Below are 16,481 nucleotides of genomic sequence, written 5' to 3' on the forward strand. Positions count from 1 at the left end.
ATGAAAGAAAGGGCTCTACCATTATGTCCCACCTGACTTTGCCTCGCCCGGACTATCTTGCCGTGATCGAACCCTATATCGACGCTCCGCTGGTGAAAATCCTTACGGGAGTCCGTCGTTGCGGCAAATCCACGCTGATGGGGCAGATAGCAGACAGACTGACGCAGCGCGGCGTCGATCCGCGACGCATCATCAGATACTCCTTCGACTCCATGCAATATGACGGTTGGAGCGCGGCGGAGCTGTACCGTCAGCTGTCCGATGCCCTGCCGTCAGCGGATGCAGATGAACCCGCGCGTGCTTACCTGTTTCTGGACGAGGTGCAGGAAATCGACGGCTGGGAACGCGTGGTCAACTCTCTGATGTCGGAGCACAACGTTGACATCTATGTCACCGGATCCAATTCAAGGATGATGTCGTCGGAAATTTCGACGTACCTGACCGGCCGATACATCGCCTTCCGCGTGTTTCCCTTGTCGTTCCGAGAGTATCTGGGATTCTGCGACGAATACGGAACGGGAGACGGAGACGGCGACACGCACCGCCGTCTCGGCGGATACATACGCCGCGGAGGATTCCCCGCGACCTGTCTCACCGCATATACGGACGGCCAGGTGTATGCGATCGTCCGCGACATCTACAATTCGACGATCTTCACCGATATTGTGCGCCGCAACAGCATTCGCAAGGTCGACCAGCTGGAACGCATCGTGAGATACACCTTCGACAATATCGGGCGAACATTCTCGGCATCGGGCATAACCAAATATCTTAAGAGCCAGAGCCGTTCCATCGATGCGGAAACCGTCTATTCCTACCTGAGGAAACTCGAATCGGCCTATATTCTCCATCGCTGTTCCAGATACGATCTGGAAGGCAAGGAGATTCTGAAAACGCAGGAGAAGTTCTATCTGGCCGACACCTCGTTGCGGTATGCGGTGCTCGGATATCGTCCGGACAGTGTCGCCGCCATGCTGGAGAACCTCGTGTATGTCGAACTGCTGCGCCGTGGATGGCAGCCGTGCATTGGTAAAATCGGAACCGCTGAAATCGATTTTGTCGCCAGTAAACAGGATCGCGTGATGTACATTCAGATCGCGCAGACACTAGGAGACCAGAGCACGCGGGATCGCGAATACGGACGACTGCTGAGCATCCGCGACAACCATCCGAAATACGTACTGTGCACCGACGAATATGCGGAAGGCAATTACGAAGGCATCATCACCATGCATGTCGCCGATTTCCTGTTATCGGACGAGTGGTAAATATCAGCTTACGCTGATGAAGGGTGATGAGGGAATCGAGGCGGGAGAAAAACCGGCCGATGGCCCGCTGCTCGGCGAGCAACGGCAACTGAATAGGCATAGCAGCAAGCTGCTTGCCGGATATCTCAAGAAAGGTCGATCCGGATGCTTTCTCTTCCGCCCATTTCTTAATACGAGCACTCATCGAATAGATGAAATAGACATCTGCATCTGCACCGATAACAAGAGACTGGAATCCTTGATTCGTGCATGCAGATCGGCGTAGTATAGCCGTATTCCCAATCCCAGCACGACTTGTGAAAAGAATCGTCTGATCTTTCGGTAGCATCTTCGCAGAGCAATTCTTAAACCCTTGCTCGGTGATCCGTCTTACACTGCCATCGGCGTAGATTTGTTCTCCCAGTTCGACGGGCGAATACCAATCAATATCACCATCCCAGTAATCAGGATTGCTCGTGTCGGGTGTGCCACCTCCAACAATTTCAGCAACATCACCCAACTTACGCTGTTCCCAAGCAGATGGGGAAGGCTGGCTGCGCGGATATGCAAAAGACCTCTTCGCATGGTGCGAAGAGGTCTTGACGCTACGTACGGTCGGTCAGCGCGCGGGAAACGTCACTCGACGGCGTTGTCCGGGACTTCGATGCCGTTGCCGAAGCGGACGTCGCGGGCGGCGGCGACGCGGGACGGCAGGCCGTAGATGTCGATGAAGCCGTTGGAGGACTTCTGGTCGAAGGTGTCGCCGGAATCGTAGGTGGCGAGCTTGTAGTCGTACAGCGAGGCGTCGGAGCGACGGCCGGTGACGACCGCGCGGCCGCCGTGCAGGGTCATGCGGATCTCGCCGGAGACGTACTTCTGCGTCTCCTCGATGAACGCGTTGAGCGAGCGCACGGCCGGGGAGAACCACTGCGCGTCGTAGACCAGCTCGGCCCAGCGCTTGTCGATGTCGCGCTTGATGCGGTGCTGCTCGCGCTCGAGGCAACAGTTCTCGAGCTCCTGGTGCGCGGTGATGAGCGCCACGGCGCCCGGCGCCTCGTACAGCTCGCGGGACTTGATGCCGACAAGACGGTCCTCGATGAGGTCGATGCGGCCGATGCCCTGCGCGCCGGCGCGGCGGTTGAGCTCCTCGATGGCCTGCAGCGGGGTGACGTCGCGGCCGTCGATCTTGACCGGAATGCCCTGCCTGAACTCGATGGTCACCTCGTCCTCGACCGGCGGGAAGGCCGGATCGTCGGTGTAGGAGTAGCAGTCCTTGGTCGGCGCGTTCCACGGATCCTCGAGGAAGCCGGTCTCGATGGCGCGGCCCCACACGTTCTGGTCGATGGAGTACGGGGACTTCTCGGTCTGGGTGATCGGCAGCTTGTGCTCCTTGGCGAACGCGATCTCCACGTCGCGGGTCAGCGACAGGTCGCGGATCGGGCTGATGGCCTTGAGCGTCGGGTCGATCGAGGCGATGGACACCTCGAAGCGGACCTGGTCGTTGCCCTTGCCGGTGCAGCCGTGGGAGATCGTGTCGGCGCCGAACTGGTGGGCGGCGCGCACGAGGTGCTTGGAGATGAGCGGGCGGGAGATGGCGGAGACCAGCGGGTACACGCCCTCGTACATGGCGTTGGCCTTGAGGGCCATCATGCAGTACTCGTTGGCGAACTCGTCGCGGGCATCGACCACGTAGGATTCCACGGCGCCGCAGGCGAGCGCGCGCTGCTTGATGGTCTCGAGGCTTTCGCCGCCCTGGCCGACGTCGAGGGAGACCGCCACGACGTCCTTGCCGGTGCGCTCCTTGAGGTATGAGATGGCGACGGACGTGTCCAGGCCGCCCGAGTATGCGAGTACGATGCGCTTGTTATCGCTCATGATTGCCTTTCTGTAAAAGTCAGCTGATGCAAGTATATGCACATGCTTGTATATTTATGCATTCGGCGTGGCGGGCGTATCAGTTTTTGGACGCGATGGACAACAGCCATTGTGCACGGGCCTCGGCCGTCTCGTCGTCGGAGCAGATCACCATCACGGTGTCGTCGCCGGCGATCGTGCCGAGCACGCCGTCGATCGGCTGCTTGTCGACCACGCTGGCCACGTACTGCGCAGCGCCGGACGGCGTGTGCACGACGATCAGGTTCTTCGCCGCGGCCACCGACGTGACCAGGCCTCCCAGCACCTTCGCCATCTGCTGTTCGGCCTTCTCCCCGATGCCGGCGGCCTCGTGCACGGCATGATCGCCCACGGTGTAGGCGATCGTGCCGTCCTTGAGCCGCGTCTTCATCGCGTTTATCTCGTCAAGATCACGGCTGAGCGTGGCCTGCGTCACGTCGATGCCCTCATCGGAGAGAATGCCGGAGAGCTGCGACTGCGACGTGATGATGTGGTTGAGCAGGATCTCCTCGATCACGCTCAACCGCGCGGCTCGCGTCGCGGGACGCTGCACCGGCGTATTGGAGTCATTCATGCGAGCAGGCTTTCGTCGCCGCGCTGCTGGCCGACCAGCCAGGTCAGGAGCGCCTTCTGCGCGTGCAGACGATTCTCGGCCTCATCCCACACCACGGACTGCGGGCCGTCGATCACCGATGCGGTGACCTCCTTGCCGCGGTAGGCGGGCAGGCAGTGCTGGAACAGCGCGTCCGGCTTGGCGAGCGCCATCAACTCGTCGTTGACCTGGTAGTCCCAGAACGGCTTGGAGCGAATCGCGTACTCCGCCTCCTCGCCCATCGAGACCCATGTGTCGGTGAAGACGCAGTCGGCGTCGGCTACGGCCTCGCGCGGATCGGTGGTGACGAGGATCGAGCCGCCGTTCTCGGCGGCGATGCGTTCGGCGTCCTCCACGATGTCCTTGCGCGGCAGGTAACCGTACGGTCCGGCGACGCGCACGTGCATGCCGGCGACCGCACCGGCCAGCAGGTAGGAGTTGGCCATGTTGTTGGCCGCGTCGCCCACGTAGGCGATGGTCTTGCCGGCGAGCGCATCCACGCCGCCGCGGAACTGCGCGATGGTCAGGAAGTCGGCGAGCACCTGGCAGGGGTGGAAGTCGTCGGTCAACGCGTTGACGACCGGGCATGTGGCGTATTTGGCCATCTCCTCGACGCGGTCCTGGCCGAAGGTGCGCCAGACGATGCCGTAGGCCATGCGGGTGAGCACGCGCGCGGTGTCGGCGACCGGCTCGCCGCGGCCGAGCTGGGATCCGGACTTGTCGATGACGAGCGGATAGCCGCCGAGCTCGGCGACTCCGATGGAGAAGCTGGAGCGGGTGCGGGTGGAGGGCTTGTCGAACAGCACGGCGACGGCCTGCGGGCCGGCGAACGGCTGCTTGTAGAAGCGGTTCTCGCGGAACTTCATGCCGAGTTCGAGGACCTGCTTCTGCTCCTCATGATTGAGATCGTCGTCGCGCAGCATGTGGCGAAGCTGACCGGTCATTGGATACTCCTATCAGTCGTTTCAGTCGTTGGGAAGATCGTTGGGGATGCGGGCGAGGATGGCGACCGCCTGGTCGATGTCCTCGGCGGTGACGTTGAGCGGCGGCGCGAGACGCAGCGCGTCGGCGGCGACCGCGTTGACGATAAGGCCGTGTTCGAGCGCCCAGTTCATGGCCGCGTGGGCGCATGGATGGCCAAGCTGGATCGCGTCGAGCAGGCCGCGGCCGCGTACGGATTCGAACAGCGGGTTGTCGGCGGCCATGATGCCGTCGCGCAGCTGCCTGCCACGCTCCTCGGCGTTGGAGACGAGATCCTCGTCCTCGATCACGCCGATCGTGGCGAGCGCCGCGGCGGCACCCAGCGGATTGCCTGCGAACGTCGAACCGTGCGATCCGGGCGTGAACAGAGCGGAGAGCTTGGAACCGAAGGCGATCATGCCACCCATCGGGAAGCCGCCGGCGACGCCCTTGGCGAACGTGACGATGTCGGGCACGATGCCGCCGGAGAGGTCCTCACGCTGGAAGGCGAACCATGCGCCGGTGCGGCCCATGCCGGTCTGCACCTCGTCGATGATGAGCAGCGCGCCGTTCGCGTCGCACATCTGGCGTGCCTTCTTCACGTAGTCGGCGCCGAGCGGGCGCACGCCGGCCTCGCCCTGGATGAGCTCCATGATCACCGCGGCGACCGGCCCCTTGCCGTAGTGGCCCTGGCCGGTCTGGGCGAACGCCTCGTACAGGGCGACCGGGTCGCCGGCCTCGACGAATTCGATGTTCGGCACGAGCGGCTCGAACGGCGTGCGGATGGCGGGTTTCCAAGTGGCGGACAGCGCGCCGAGCGTGCGGCCGTGGAAGCCGTGGGTGAGCGCGATGATGCGCGCCGGCTTGCCGCCGATCGAGGGGGTTGCCCCCGGCAGCGTGCGGCCGTAGAGCTTGGCGAGCTTGATGGCCGCCTCGTTGCCTTCGGCTCCCGAGTTGCCGAAGTAGACGTGCGAGCCTTCCGGCGCACCGGCGAGCTTGACGAGCTTGGCGGCGAGTGTGATCTGCGGTTCGGTGGCGAAGTAGTTGCTGGTGTGCGCCACCTTCGCGGCCTGGCGGCTCACGGCCTCCACCCACTTGGGATGCGCGTAACCGATCGAGTTGACGGCGATGCCGGCGAGGAAGTCGAGGTATTCGTTGCCGTCGACGTCCCACACATGCGCGCCCTGGCCGTGGTCGAGCACGCGCAGCGGCGTGCCGAACACGTTCATGTGCACCTGGGAGTACTCCCCCAGCCACTTGGAATCCTCGGATCCCAACGTTTCCTTCTGCTCAGTAGCCATACGAACTCCTCATTTCGACACCGTCCTCGGGCACGACCATCGTGCCGATGCCCGCGCTGGTGAAAATCTCGTTCAGGATGGAATGCGGCTTGCGGCCGTCGATGATGTGCGCCTGCGGCACACCGCCGTCGATGGCGCGCACGCACGCCTCCATCTTCGGGCGCATGCCCGATTCGAGGTCGGGCAGCATGTCGCGAAGGTTCTCCACGCCGATGCGGCCGATCAGCGAATTGCGGTCGGGCCAGTCGGCGTACAGGCCGTCAACGTCGGTCAGAACCACAAGCTTGCGTGCGCCGAGCGCTGCGGCGAGGGCCGCGGCGGCGGAATCGGCGTTGACGTTGAGCACTTCGGTCGCGTCGTCCTCGTTCGGGGCGACGGAGGAGACGACCGGGATGCGACCGGCCGCGATGAGATCCTCAACGGCCGACGCGTCGACGCTCACCACGTCGCCGACCAGGCCGACGTCGGTAGGTTTGCCGTCGATGACCGGCCTGCGCTGCATGGCGGAGAACAGGCCTCCGTCCTCGCCGGACAGTCCGACGGCGAGCGGGCCGTGCGCGTTGATCAGGCCGACGAGCTCGCGCGACACCTTGCCGGTGAGCACCATGCGCACCACGTCCATCGCCTCGGGAGTGGTGACGCGCAGGCCGCCCTTGAACTCGGACTTGATGCCGAGCGCCTTGAGCATCTGCGAGATCTGCGGGCCGCCGCCGTGCACGACGACCGGGTGCAGACCCACCTGCCGCAGGAACACCATGTCCTCGGCGAAGCACTGCTTCAAGTGGTCGTCGATCATCGCGTTGCCGCCGTATTTGACGACGATGCGCTGGCCGGCGAACTCCTCGAGCCACGGTAGCGCCTCGATGAGCACTTCGGCCTTCTGGTCGGCGCGCAGGTCGGTGTGCACGTCGAAGTGGAAACCAGGTCCCTTGATATCAGCCATTGGTCTTGTCTGTCAGCTTTCGTAGTCGGCGTTGATGTGGACGTATTCGTGGGTCAGGTCGTCGGTCCAAACGGTGGCTTCGGCGTCCCCGGCGTTGAGGTCGATGTCGATGTGGACCTCGCGCGGGGTCATGTCGACCTCGCTGCGGTCGCGGCCGGCGCCGCCGTTCTCGCAGATGCGCACGCCGTTGACGTCGACGGTCACCTTGGCCACGTCGTAGGGCGCCACGTCGGCGGGCACGGTGCCCAGCGAGGAGACGATGCGCCCCCAGTTCGGGTCGTTGCCGCTGATCGCGCATTTGAGCAGGTTCGATGCGGCGACCGCGCGGCCGCAGGCCAGTGCGGCGGCTTCGGTGGTGGCGCCGGTGACGCTGATGCGGATGTCGTGGCTCGCGCCTTCGCCGTCGCCGACGATCTGGCGGGCCAGCGACGCGCAGGCGGAGGCGACGAGGTCGTTGAATTCGTCCGGGTCGGGTTCGACGCCGGAGGCGCCGGAGGCGAGCAGCAGCACCGTGTCGTTGGTGGACATGCAGCCGTCCACGTCGATGCGGTTGAACGACGTGTTCACGCCGGCGTTCAGCGCGGCCTGCAGCTGGCCCGCGGACACGACGGCGTCGGTGGTGATGACGCACAGCATGGTGGCCAGCTGTGGGGCGATCATGCCCGAGCCCTTGACCATGCCGCCGATGCGCCAGCCGGCCTTGCTTTCGAGCTCCACGGTCTTCGGCTTGGTGTCGGTGGTCATGATGGCGTGGGATGCGTCGGCGCCGGCCTCGGCGGTGGCGGCCAGCGCGCCGTAGGCGGCCTTGGCGCCGGCGAGCACATGGTCGAGCGGCAGCAGTTCGCCGATCAGGCCGGTGGAGCATACGGCGACGTCGGCGGCCTTGGCGTTCACGAGTGCCGCCACGGTTTCGGCGGTGGCTTCGGACTGGCGGTATCCCGCCTCGCCGGTGCATGCGTTCGCGCCGCCGGAGTTGAGGATCACGGCCTTGAGCCGGCCGTCGGCGACCGCCTTGCGCGACCACTGCACCGGGGCGGCGCAGAAGCGGTTCGAGGTGAACACGCCTGCGGCCGCGTCCAGCGGGCCGTTGTTGACGACGAGTGCGAGGTCCTTCTTGCCGGCGTGGGCGGAGATGCCCGCCACCACGCCTGCCGCGGAAAATCCTTGTGCGAATGTGACGCTCATGGTGCTACTCCAATCTTGGTCAGGCCCGCGTCCTCCGGCAGGCCGAGTGCGATGTTCAGCGACTGCGCCGCCTGGCCGGCGGTGCCGCGGTTGAGGTTGTCGATGGCGGCGAACGCGATCAGGCGGCCGGCGTTGCGGTCGGTGACGACCTGGACGTGCGCGGCGTTCGACCCGATGACGTTGGCGGTGGCCGGCAAAACGCCCTGCGGCAGTACGTTGATGAATTCCTGCCCGGCATAGGCGTTCAGCCAGATATCACGGATCTCGTTGTCGGACATCGAAACGGCCTTGTCGGTCATCGGCGCGGAAACGACGGCGAGGATGCCACGCGACATCGGCACGAGGATCGGCGTGAAACCGAGTGCGAAACCATTGGCGGCCGAGGCGCCGAGGCCGGCCGCGTGCGCGAGGTTCTGTAGGATCTCAGGGATGTGGCGGTGCGTGCCGCCCACGCCGTAGGGCACGGCCGAGCCGAACGCCTCAGCGGCCAGCAGGTTCGTGCGCTTGAGGTTCTTGCCGGCTCCCGAGTATCCGACCGCCAGATCGGCGACCAATCCCTTGGTCTCCACGAGTCCTTCGGCGACGCCCGGCTGCATGGCCAGTGTCGTGGCGGTCACGTTGCAGCCAGGCCCGGCGATGCGCTTGGCCCCGGCCAACCGCTCGCGCTGGCGGCGATACTCGCCGGAGGCGTCCTTGCCGAGCAGCAGTTCGGGCATACCGTACGTCCAGTGCTCGTAGAAGTCGCCGCCGTAATAGGCGTCCCATGCGGCACGCTCCTCGAGACGGTGGTCCGCGCCGAGGTCGACGACCACGGCCTCGGGGTCGAGCTGCGCGGCCAGGGCGCCCGACGCGCCGTGCGGCAGGGCGAGGATGATCACGTCGTGCCCGTTCAGCACGTCGGCGGTGGTGTCCTCCACGGTCAGGTCGGCCAGCTGCGGGATGTGCGGCATGTGTTTGCCGAGCTTGTCGCCCACCGACGAATGGCCGGCGACGCACGTCACCTCGAAGTCGGGGTGTGCGGCGAGAATGCGCAGCGCCTCGCCGCCGGCGTATCCGGTCGCCCCCGCCACGGCCACGGTATATTTCGCCATATCGTTGCTCTTTTCCTTGACGATCACGAACAAGCAGTCACTATACACTTTATGCAGTACATTGCATAACTATGCAGTGTTGTGGTATCGGCATGCGAAACCACGCCGCAGGGGCGGGTGAGCACGACGGCACGCCCCCGAATACGACGAAGCGCCTCCCCTGATCGGGAGAGGCGCTTCAGGCACAGGTTCCGTTCCGCCGCGTCACGCGCTGACCGTGCCGCCGGTGCCGCCGTCGCCGGTCTGGCTTTCGAGCATGTCGAGCATCTGCTGGTAGTAGTCGAACATGCTCATGCCGTTGACCGCGAGCCAGATCACCATGATCGTGTAGAACACGTTGATGAACACGGCCGCGAAGCCCAGCCAGAACCCCTTCATGTGGAAGAGCCGGGTACGCCGCATCGAGGCTGCGCCCATGATGGCCGGCAGCACGGGCAGCGGGAACAGCAGCGCACACACCAGCGAGAAGATCGACAGCATGTCCCAGCGCCCGTACAGCGGGTTCTGGTTCGGATCCTCGACGTCGATGCCGTTGATGTAGCGCGGCGTGTGCGGCGGCACCGGCTGCTGCCGGTATGCGTTGCCGTACGGCTGTCCCTGCCCGCCGTTCTGCTGTGCCGGCTCGTACGGGGTGCCGATCTGTGCGGGGCCGCCGAACGGCATGTATTTGCCGGTGGGTTCGCCCTGATACTGGTTGGGCGCAGGTGTGGCCTGCTGCTGCCCGTTTGCGGACTGCTGCTGGGCCGCCGGCTGCTCCTGCGGCTTGCCGTAGACGTAGGGGTCGTATCCGGCCGGATACTGGTTTGCCATCGCACCGTATTCCGGCTGCTGGTACTGCCCGTACTGCGGCTGCTCGTCCGGCTGGTCGCCGTTGTTGGTCTGGGAATCGGTCATGGTCTGGGAGGTCCTTACTGTTGGTTGAAAAATGGGGCTTCCCGTCTTGCGGGCAGCCCCATCCCTCATCGAAGATCACGCACGCAGCTGCGCGCCGAGTTCGCCGGCCTTGTCGACGATCGCCTTGCGGATCGCCTCGCTGTCGTCGGCGGTCAGCGTCCTGTCGGGGGCGCGGAACACGACGGCGAACGCGAGCGACTTCAGGCCCTCGCCGATCTGGTCGCCGGTGAACACGTCGAACAGTTCGATCGATTCGAGCGCGTCGCCTGCGGCCTCGCGGATCACGGCCTCCAGCTGGGCGGCGCTCACCGCGGTCGGCACGGTGAAGGCCAGATCCTGCTTGACGGGCGGGAACGTGGAGATCGGCTTGGCCTGCACGGGCTTGCCGTCGAGCGTGGCGAACAGCGCGTCGAGATCGAGCTCGAACGCGGCGGAGTGTGCCGGGAAGCCGAGCGCCTCGTTGACGTGCGGGTGCAGTTCGCCGACCATGCCGACGAACGTGTCACCGGCCATCACGCGTGCGGCGCGGCCGGGATGCCACTGGGCGGGCACGTCGGCGGCGGCCGGCTGGTCGAAGGTCAGGTCGGCGCCCAGACGGTCGGCGATGCGGCGCACCGCCTCGACGGCGTCGCTCCAGTCGACGGCGCGCTTGCCGCCGAGCCAGCCGGCGTTCTCGGCCAGGCCGGTCAGGATGCCGGCGACGTGCATCGGCTGCTTGGGCAGTCCGGCATCAAGTGCGGCGAGCTGCTCGTCGGTCGGCTTGATGCCGCCGGGCAGGGCCGGAATGGCGGGCGCGTTCGGATCCCACAGGTAGACGTGGCCGATCTCGTACAGGGCGATGTTCTCGAGGCCGCGGCGCAGGTTGAGCTGCACGGTGCCGGCGAGGGTCGGCAGGATGTCGCGGCGCAGGTACGGGCGGTTGCCGGCCAGGGGGTTGGCGACCTCGACGCTCACGGGCTTGATGGTCTCGGGATCGTACGAGAACTCCTTGTATTCCTCGTCGCCGATGAACGGGTAGCTCAGCGCTTCGACCATGCCGTATTCGGCGAGTTCGTTGGCGACCTCACGGCGATGGCGCTGCTCGGAGGTGAGTCCGACCGTGCCTTCGACCGGTGCCGGCGGCACGGTGACCGGGATCTCGTCGTAGCCGACGAGTCGGGCCACTTCCTCGACCAGGTCGCACGGCTCGTTGAGGTCCGGACGCCAGCTCGGCGCGGTCACGGAGAACTCGCCGTTGCCGCCGCCGGCCACGCGGCAGCCGATGTCGGTGAGGATGTCGCTGATGCGGTTCACGTCGAGGTTCAGGCCGGCCACACGGGCGACCTCGCTCGCCTTGAAGTGGATCGGGCGGCGGAACACGACGTTGTTGACGTCGGTCGGATGTTCGCTCGGCTCGCCGTCGCCGTAGCGCGACAGCAGCTCGGCGGCCATCTGGGCGGCGGCCGGCTGCAGCTGCGAGTCGACGCCGCGCTCGAAGCGACGAGACGCCTCGGACGGGATCTTGTGGCGACGAGCGGAACGGGCGATCGTCACCTGGTCGAAGTGCGCGGCCTCGAGCAGGATGTTCTTGGTGTCCGCGGTGACTTCGCCGTACAGGCCGCCCATCACGCCGGCCAGGCCGAGGATGCGCGAGCCGCGTTCGCCGTTCGGCGAATCGGTGATGAGTAGGTCCTCGGGGCTCAGATCGTGGTTCTTGCCGTCGAGCGTGGTGAGCTGCTCGCCTTCGCGGGCACGGCGCACGACGATCGGGCCTTCGATCTTGTCGAGGTCGTAGGCGTGCATCGGCTGGCCGAGGTCGAGCATCACGTAGTTGGTGACGTCCACGGCGAGCGAGATGGAACGCATGCCGGCACGTACGAGGCGGCGGCGCATCCAGTTGGGCGTGTGGGCGGCCGGGTTGAAGCCGCGCACGGCGCGCGCGTAGTAACGGTCACAGCCGGGCACGCCGTGGATCGGGTTGTCGTCCTCGATCTGCACGTCGATGTCGGGGGTGACGTTCGGGTCGCCGGTGACTGCCGGGGCCTTCTCGTTCAGTTCGATCGCCGGATCGACGTAGGTTGCGCCGGTCGAATGATGGTATTCGCGGGCGACGCCGCGGTAGGAGAACGCGTAGCCGCGGTCCGGGGTGATGTTGATCTCGAGCAGCGGCTGGTCGAGGTGCAGCAGGTGCATCGCGTCGTCGCCGGGCTTCAGGGCCTCGTATTCGGCCGGGGTGAAGCCGTAGTTGCGCAGCAGGATGATGCCGTCGTGGTTGTCGCCGAGTCCCAGCTCGCGTTCGGAGGCGCACATGCCGTTGGAGATGTGGCCGTAGGTCTTGCGCGGTTCGATCTTGAAGTCGCCGGGCAGCACGGCGCCCGGCAGGGTGACGACGACCTTCTCGCCGGCGGCCATGTTCGGCGCGCCGCAGATGATGCCGCGCGGCACCTTGTTGCCGTTCTCGTCGGTCTCGTTGTATTCGGGGCCGACGTCGACGTGGCACCAGTTGATGACCTTGCCGTTCTTCTGCGGTTCCGGGGTCGCGTCGACCACGTAGCCGACGACGATCGGGCCGGTGACCTGCGAGGAGTGGATCTCCTCTTCCTCGAGGCCGACCTTGACGAGGTCCTTGGCGAGCTGCTCGTAGGTCAGGCCTTCGGGCACCTCGACGTGGTCCTTGAGCCAATCGATATCAATCATGGGCATGGGCTATCTCACTCCCCCATCACAAACTGTTCGCTGAATCGCACGTCGCCCTCGACGAGGTCGTGCATGTCGTTGATGTCGTGGCGCAGCAGCAGCGTGCGCTCCACGCCGACGCCGAACGCGAAGCCGGTATACACGTCCGGGTCGATGCCGGCGGACTTGAGCACGTTCGGGTTGACCATGCCGCAGCCGCCCCATTCGAGCCAGCCCGGGCCGCCCTTCTTGTCGGGGAACCACAGGTCGAGCTCGGCGCTCGGCTCGGTGAACGGGAAGTAGCTCGGGCGCAGGCGGGTCTTGGCCTCGGGGCCGAACATGGCGACGGCGAGCTTGTCGAGCACGCCCTTCAAGTCGGCCATCGTCAGGTGCTTGTCGACGGCGAGCGCCTCGCACTGGTGGAAGACCGGCGTGTGGGTGGCGTCGAGCTCGTCGGTGCGGAACACGCGGCCCGGGGATGCGATGTACAGCGGCACGCCGCGGGTGATCAGGGCGCGCACCTGGTCGGACGAGGTCTGCGTGCGCACGACCATGTTGCTGCCGACGAAGCCGGCGGCGTCCTTGGCCTGGTTGCCCTTGACGTAGAACGTGTCCTGCATCTGGCGTGCCGGATGGTCGGGGCCGAAGTTCAGGGCGTCGAAGTTGTACCATTCGGTCTCCACTTCGGGGCCGGCGGAGATCTGCCAGCCCATCGAGGTGAAGAAGTCCTCGATGTCTTCGATCACGCGGGAGATCGGGTGGCGCGCGCCGAGCGGCTTACGCTCGACCGGCAGCGTCATGTCGACGGTCTCGGCGGCCAGGGCCTTGGCTTCCTCGTCGGCCTTGACCTGCGACTCCTTGGCGCCGAACGCGCGGCCGAAGTCGGCGCGCAGCTTGCTCATGAGCTTGCCGGCGTCCTTCTTCTGGTCGACCGGCAGCGCGCCGATGGCCTTGCTGGACTGGGTCAGCGCTCCGATGACCTCGCTTTTGATGGCTTTCAGTTCCTCCGAGCTGGAGGCGTTCTCGATTTTCGCTATGCCGTCGTTGACCGCGTCGGTCACCGCTTGGGCATCGAATTGCACTTCTGCCACGAGCACCCTTTCCTTGACTTGCATCATCGCATGTTCGAAAACATGCATTTTTCAAGCATTAAACCAACTTCACATTGTCCCTATACGACTCGACATAGGGGCGTGTGAAGGCTCACGTGCGTCGTATTGCCGCCGTCCCGACGCGTCACCGGGTCATGGCCAGGCTCATGAGCATCACCGCGGCGGACGTGCCGAGGTTGAGCGATTCGGCCTTGCCGTACAGCGGGATGGAGACGATGCGGTCGCACTGTTCAAGTACGGTCTGCGGCAGTCCGCGCGCCTCGTTGCCGAACAGGATCGCCTCGCCGACCGGGCTTGCGCCGGCGGCCAACGCGTCACGGCGTTCGGCGAGCACGTCCGGCAGGGATTCGGGGCTACGCCGCTCCGTGCCGTACACGTCGGCCGCGACCACCGTCATGCCCTGTTCGCGCGACCATGCGAGAAACTCGTCCGTTCCCATCGTTACAACGGGCAGGTGGAACAGCGATCCGGCGGTGGAACGGATGACTTTCGGGTTGAACGGATCCACGCATTCGTCGACGAGCACGACCGCTTCGCATCCGGCCGCGTCGGCCGCGCGGATCACCGTGCCCGCGTTGCCCGGGTCGCGCACCTGCCAGAACGCGGCGACGAACGGCTCGCCGTCGCCGTCATGCCTGGCGTCGTCGTACCGCAACGCCTCCCGCATGGCATGCAAGTCGCCCACGGCGGCGATGCCCTGCGCGTCGGAGCTGATCTTCGCCATGACCGCGCGGGTCGCCTTGTGCACGTAGATGCCGGACTGCAATGCTTTGCCGGCGATCTTCGCGATCACGGGGTTGGCGAACGGCGAATCCGGCTGGTCGCCGTTCACCTCGACATAGAGATCCTGCACCACGTCCGGATGCCAGGTCACGGCCTCGCGCACGGACTGCGGCCCCTCGATGAGGAACCGGCCGGCGCGATCGCGGCTGCGGCGGTTCGTCAGATCGGCGGTGCGGCGGATTCGTTCGGCCTTGACGTTGGCCAGTACTTCTGCGGAAATCGGCATACCCGCTACCCTACCCCATCCCCGCTATGTGCGCGGGGACGAGGAGAACGGGCCCAGTTCCGACCGAATCAGAACCGTATGCGGCCGGCGAATCCCGACCTGCGGATCAGTACGCGCCGGCGATCGCCTGGTCGAGGTCGGCGATCAGGTCGCGCGGGTCCTCCAGGCCGATCGACAGGCGGATCAGGTTGTCGGTCACGCCCGCGGCGCGGCGGTAGTCGTCCGGCACCTCGCGGTGCGTGATGTTCGCCGGGTCGACGATCAGCGAGCGCGCGTCGCCGATGTTCGGCACGTACGAGAACAGCTTGGTGCCGTCGAGGATGCGGCGCACGTTGGACGCGTCGCCGTCCACGAGGAACGAGAGGATCTGGCCGACGCCGTTCGGCAGGTATTTGGCCGCGAGCGCGTACTGCGGCGTGTCGCCGAGGCCGGAGTAGTTGACCTTGACAACGTGCGGGGTGCGCGTCAAGTGGCGGGCGATCTCGGTGGCGGTGGCGACCTGGCGGCTGACGCGTTCGGGCATGGTCTCGAGGCCCACGAGCGTCAGGTACGCGTTGAACGGACTCTGCACCGCGCCGAACGTGCGCAGGTACTTGATGCGCACGCGGCGGATGAACGCCTCGGCGCCGAACTTGTCGGCGAAGCTGCGCGGCGTGCCGTCGCCGTCGGCGATGACCTGCTGGAGGCGGGTGAACTGCGGGAAGCGTCCGTTCGCCCAGTCGAAGCGGCCGGCGTCGATGATCGCGCCGCCGATCGCGTTGCCGTGGCCGGTGATGCCCTTGGTGGTCGAATGCACGACGATGTCGGCGCCGAATTCGATCGGGCGCAGCAGATACGGGGTCGGCACGGTGTTGTCGACGATGAGCGCCACGCCGTGACGGTGCGCGACTTCGGCGAGCGCTTCGATGTCGGCGATCTCGGTGCCCGGGTTGGCGACCGTCTCGGTGTAGATCGCTCGCGTGTCGGGCCCGATGAGCGATTCGACCTCGGCCATGTCGTTGATGTCGTGCACGAAGTCGGCGTGGATGCCAAACTGCGGCAGGAAGTCGTCGAGCGCGTCGACCGAGGCACCGTACAGGTTCTTGGAGGCGATGATGCGTCCGCCGCCCTCGCCCGCGCACATCAGCGCGTAGGAGACGGCCGCCATGCCTGAGGAGACGGCCACGGCGCCGACGCCGCCTTCGAGCGCGGCGAGCCGCCGTTCGAGCACGTCCACGGTCGGGTTCGCCACGCGGGAGTATTCGAATCCTTCCGTCTCGCCGGCAGCCAGCGCCCGGCCGCGGTCGGCGTATTCCAGATCGAACGCGGCCGAGGCGTAGATCGGCACGCTTGCGGCGCGCGCGTTGTCCGCCCGGTCGTATCCCGCATGGATGGCCGCAGTGCTCAGATCCGTCATGATTGATGTTCTCCCCCGATGGTGTGGATTGATGATGGCAACCGCCATATTATGCGTCATCGCGTCCGCCATCGCCACATCCGTCTTGAATCGCGTCACATACCGGAACCGCGCGTCTGCCCGCTGTCGCCGTCGGCCGTTACCGGCCGCAGCCACGCCGGTCATGGATCCGCGCCGATCGATGGCACAATGGTGTCTGACAA

13 protein-coding genes and 1 pseudogene are annotated in these 16,481 nt (G+C 65.7%); 1 reads left to right on the plus strand and 13 read right to left on the minus strand.

Annotation, left to right across the window (positions count from 1 at the left end; genetic code table 11):
- Positions 1-23: 23 nt before the first annotated feature.
- Positions 24-1,268 (plus strand): ATP-binding protein, encoded by a 1,245-nt coding sequence (locus KIH76_RS01350; RefSeq protein ID WP_214372814.1) that lies wholly within the window; start codon positions 24-26, stop codon positions 1,266-1,268.
- Here KIH76_RS01350 and KIH76_RS01355 read toward each other — a convergent pair.
- From KIH76_RS01355 to KIH76_RS01415, 13 genes and pseudogenes are all read right to left on the minus strand, one after another.
- Positions 1,225-1,779: pseudogene (locus tag KIH76_RS01355) on the minus strand (restriction endonuclease subunit S); the annotation flags it as partial. The gene KIH76_RS01350 and the pseudogene KIH76_RS01355 sit on opposite strands and share 44 nt — an antisense overlap.
- Positions 1,780-1,883: 104 nt before the next feature.
- The gene (locus KIH76_RS01360) at positions 1,884-3,122 is read right to left on the minus strand and encodes an argininosuccinate synthase (RefSeq protein WP_214372812.1); all 1,239 of its coding nucleotides are present in this window, start codon (positions 3,120-3,122) and stop codon (positions 1,884-1,886) included.
- Between the two features lie 79 nt (positions 3,123-3,201).
- Positions 3,202-3,714: an arginine repressor gene (gene argR, locus KIH76_RS01365; protein ID WP_214372811.1), complete on the minus strand. Its 513-nt coding sequence runs from the start codon at positions 3,712-3,714 to the stop codon at positions 3,202-3,204.
- A complete protein-coding gene (gene argF, locus KIH76_RS01370; RefSeq protein WP_214372810.1) occupies positions 3,711-4,676 on the minus strand; it encodes an ornithine carbamoyltransferase in 966 nt (321 codons plus the stop codon). The genes argR and argF overlap by 4 nt, the downstream gene beginning before the upstream one ends.
- Positions 4,677-4,697: 21 nt before the next feature.
- Positions 4,698-5,993: an acetylornithine transaminase gene (locus KIH76_RS01375; protein WP_214372809.1), complete on the minus strand. Its 1,296-nt coding sequence runs from the start codon at positions 5,991-5,993 to the stop codon at positions 4,698-4,700.
- Positions 5,983-6,936 carry an acetylglutamate kinase gene (argB, locus tag KIH76_RS01380; protein ID WP_214372807.1) on the minus strand — a complete coding sequence of 318 codons (954 nt, stop codon included), beginning with the start codon at positions 6,934-6,936 and terminating at the stop codon, positions 5,983-5,985. Before argB ends, KIH76_RS01375 begins: the two co-directional genes overlap by 11 nt.
- Positions 6,937-6,948: 12 nt before the next feature.
- Positions 6,949-8,121, minus strand: coding sequence for a bifunctional glutamate N-acetyltransferase/amino-acid acetyltransferase ArgJ (argJ, locus tag KIH76_RS01385; RefSeq protein WP_214372806.1), 1,173 nt, complete (start codon positions 8,119-8,121; stop codon positions 6,949-6,951).
- On the minus strand, positions 8,118-9,212 hold the full coding sequence (gene argC, locus KIH76_RS01390) for an N-acetyl-gamma-glutamyl-phosphate reductase (protein WP_214372804.1): 1,095 nt from the start codon (positions 9,210-9,212) through the stop codon (positions 8,118-8,120). Before argC ends, argJ begins: the two co-directional genes overlap by 4 nt.
- Positions 9,213-9,416: 204 nt before the next feature.
- The gene (locus KIH76_RS01395) at positions 9,417-10,106 is read right to left on the minus strand and encodes a hypothetical protein (RefSeq protein ID WP_214372802.1); all 690 of its coding nucleotides are present in this window, start codon (positions 10,104-10,106) and stop codon (positions 9,417-9,419) included.
- Between the two features lie 75 nt (positions 10,107-10,181).
- The gene (pheT, locus tag KIH76_RS01400; protein WP_219068870.1) at positions 10,182-12,788 is read right to left on the minus strand and encodes a phenylalanine--tRNA ligase subunit beta; all 2,607 of its coding nucleotides are present in this window, start codon (positions 12,786-12,788) and stop codon (positions 10,182-10,184) included.
- Between the two features lie 8 nt (positions 12,789-12,796).
- Complete coding sequence (gene pheS / locus KIH76_RS01405) at positions 12,797-13,876, minus strand: phenylalanine--tRNA ligase subunit alpha (protein ID WP_219069172.1); 1,080 nt, start codon at positions 13,874-13,876, stop codon at positions 12,797-12,799.
- Between the two features lie 121 nt (positions 13,877-13,997).
- The gene (locus tag KIH76_RS01410) at positions 13,998-14,882 is read right to left on the minus strand and encodes a TrmH family RNA methyltransferase (RefSeq protein WP_219068872.1); all 885 of its coding nucleotides are present in this window, start codon (positions 14,880-14,882) and stop codon (positions 13,998-14,000) included.
- Between the two features lie 106 nt (positions 14,883-14,988).
- Positions 14,989-16,278, minus strand: a complete 1,290-nt coding sequence (locus KIH76_RS01415) for an O-acetylhomoserine aminocarboxypropyltransferase/cysteine synthase family protein (protein ID WP_219068874.1) — start codon at positions 16,276-16,278, stop codon at positions 14,989-14,991.
- Between the last annotated feature and the right edge of the window lie 203 nt (positions 16,279-16,481).

The sequence above is a fragment of the Bifidobacterium simiiventris genome, from assembly GCF_019331715.1.
Classification (GTDB): Bacteria; Actinomycetota; Actinomycetes; order Actinomycetales; family Bifidobacteriaceae; genus Bifidobacterium; species Bifidobacterium simiiventris.

Coding starts and splice junctions, on each gene's coding strand:
- KIH76_RS01395 (WP_214372802.1), bottom strand. CDS start 10,106: ATGACCGATTCCCAGACCAACAACGGCGACCAGCCGGACGAGCAGCCG.
- argC (WP_214372804.1), bottom strand. CDS start 9,212: ATGGCGAAATATACCGTGGCCGTGGCGGGGGCGACCGGATACGCCGGC.
- pheS (WP_219069172.1), bottom strand. CDS start 13,876: ATGCAAGTCAAGGAAAGGGTGCTCGTGGCAGAAGTGCAATTCGATGCC.
- pheT (WP_219068870.1), bottom strand. CDS start 12,788: ATGCCCATGATTGATATCGATTGGCTCAAGGACCACGTCGAGGTGCCC.
- argB (WP_214372807.1), bottom strand. CDS start 6,936: ATGGCTGATATCAAGGGACCTGGTTTCCACTTCGACGTGCACACCGAC.
- KIH76_RS01410 (WP_219068872.1), bottom strand. CDS start 14,882: ATGCCGATTTCCGCAGAAGTACTGGCCAACGTCAAGGCCGAACGAATC.
- KIH76_RS01375 (WP_214372809.1), bottom strand. CDS start 5,993: ATGGCTACTGAGCAGAAGGAAACGTTGGGATCCGAGGATTCCAAGTGG.
- KIH76_RS01415 (WP_219068874.1), bottom strand. CDS start 16,278: ATGACGGATCTGAGCACTGCGGCCATCCATGCGGGATACGACCGGGCG.
- argF (WP_214372810.1), bottom strand. CDS start 4,676: ATGACCGGTCAGCTTCGCCACATGCTGCGCGACGACGATCTCAATCAT.
- KIH76_RS01350 (WP_214372814.1), top strand. CDS start 24: ATGTCCCACCTGACTTTGCCTCGCCCGGACTATCTTGCCGTGATCGAA.
- KIH76_RS01360 (WP_214372812.1), bottom strand. CDS start 3,122: ATGAGCGATAACAAGCGCATCGTACTCGCATACTCGGGCGGCCTGGAC.
- argR (WP_214372811.1), bottom strand. CDS start 3,714: ATGAATGACTCCAATACGCCGGTGCAGCGTCCCGCGACGCGAGCCGCG.
- argJ (WP_214372806.1), bottom strand. CDS start 8,121: ATGAGCGTCACATTCGCACAAGGATTTTCCGCGGCAGGCGTGGTGGCG.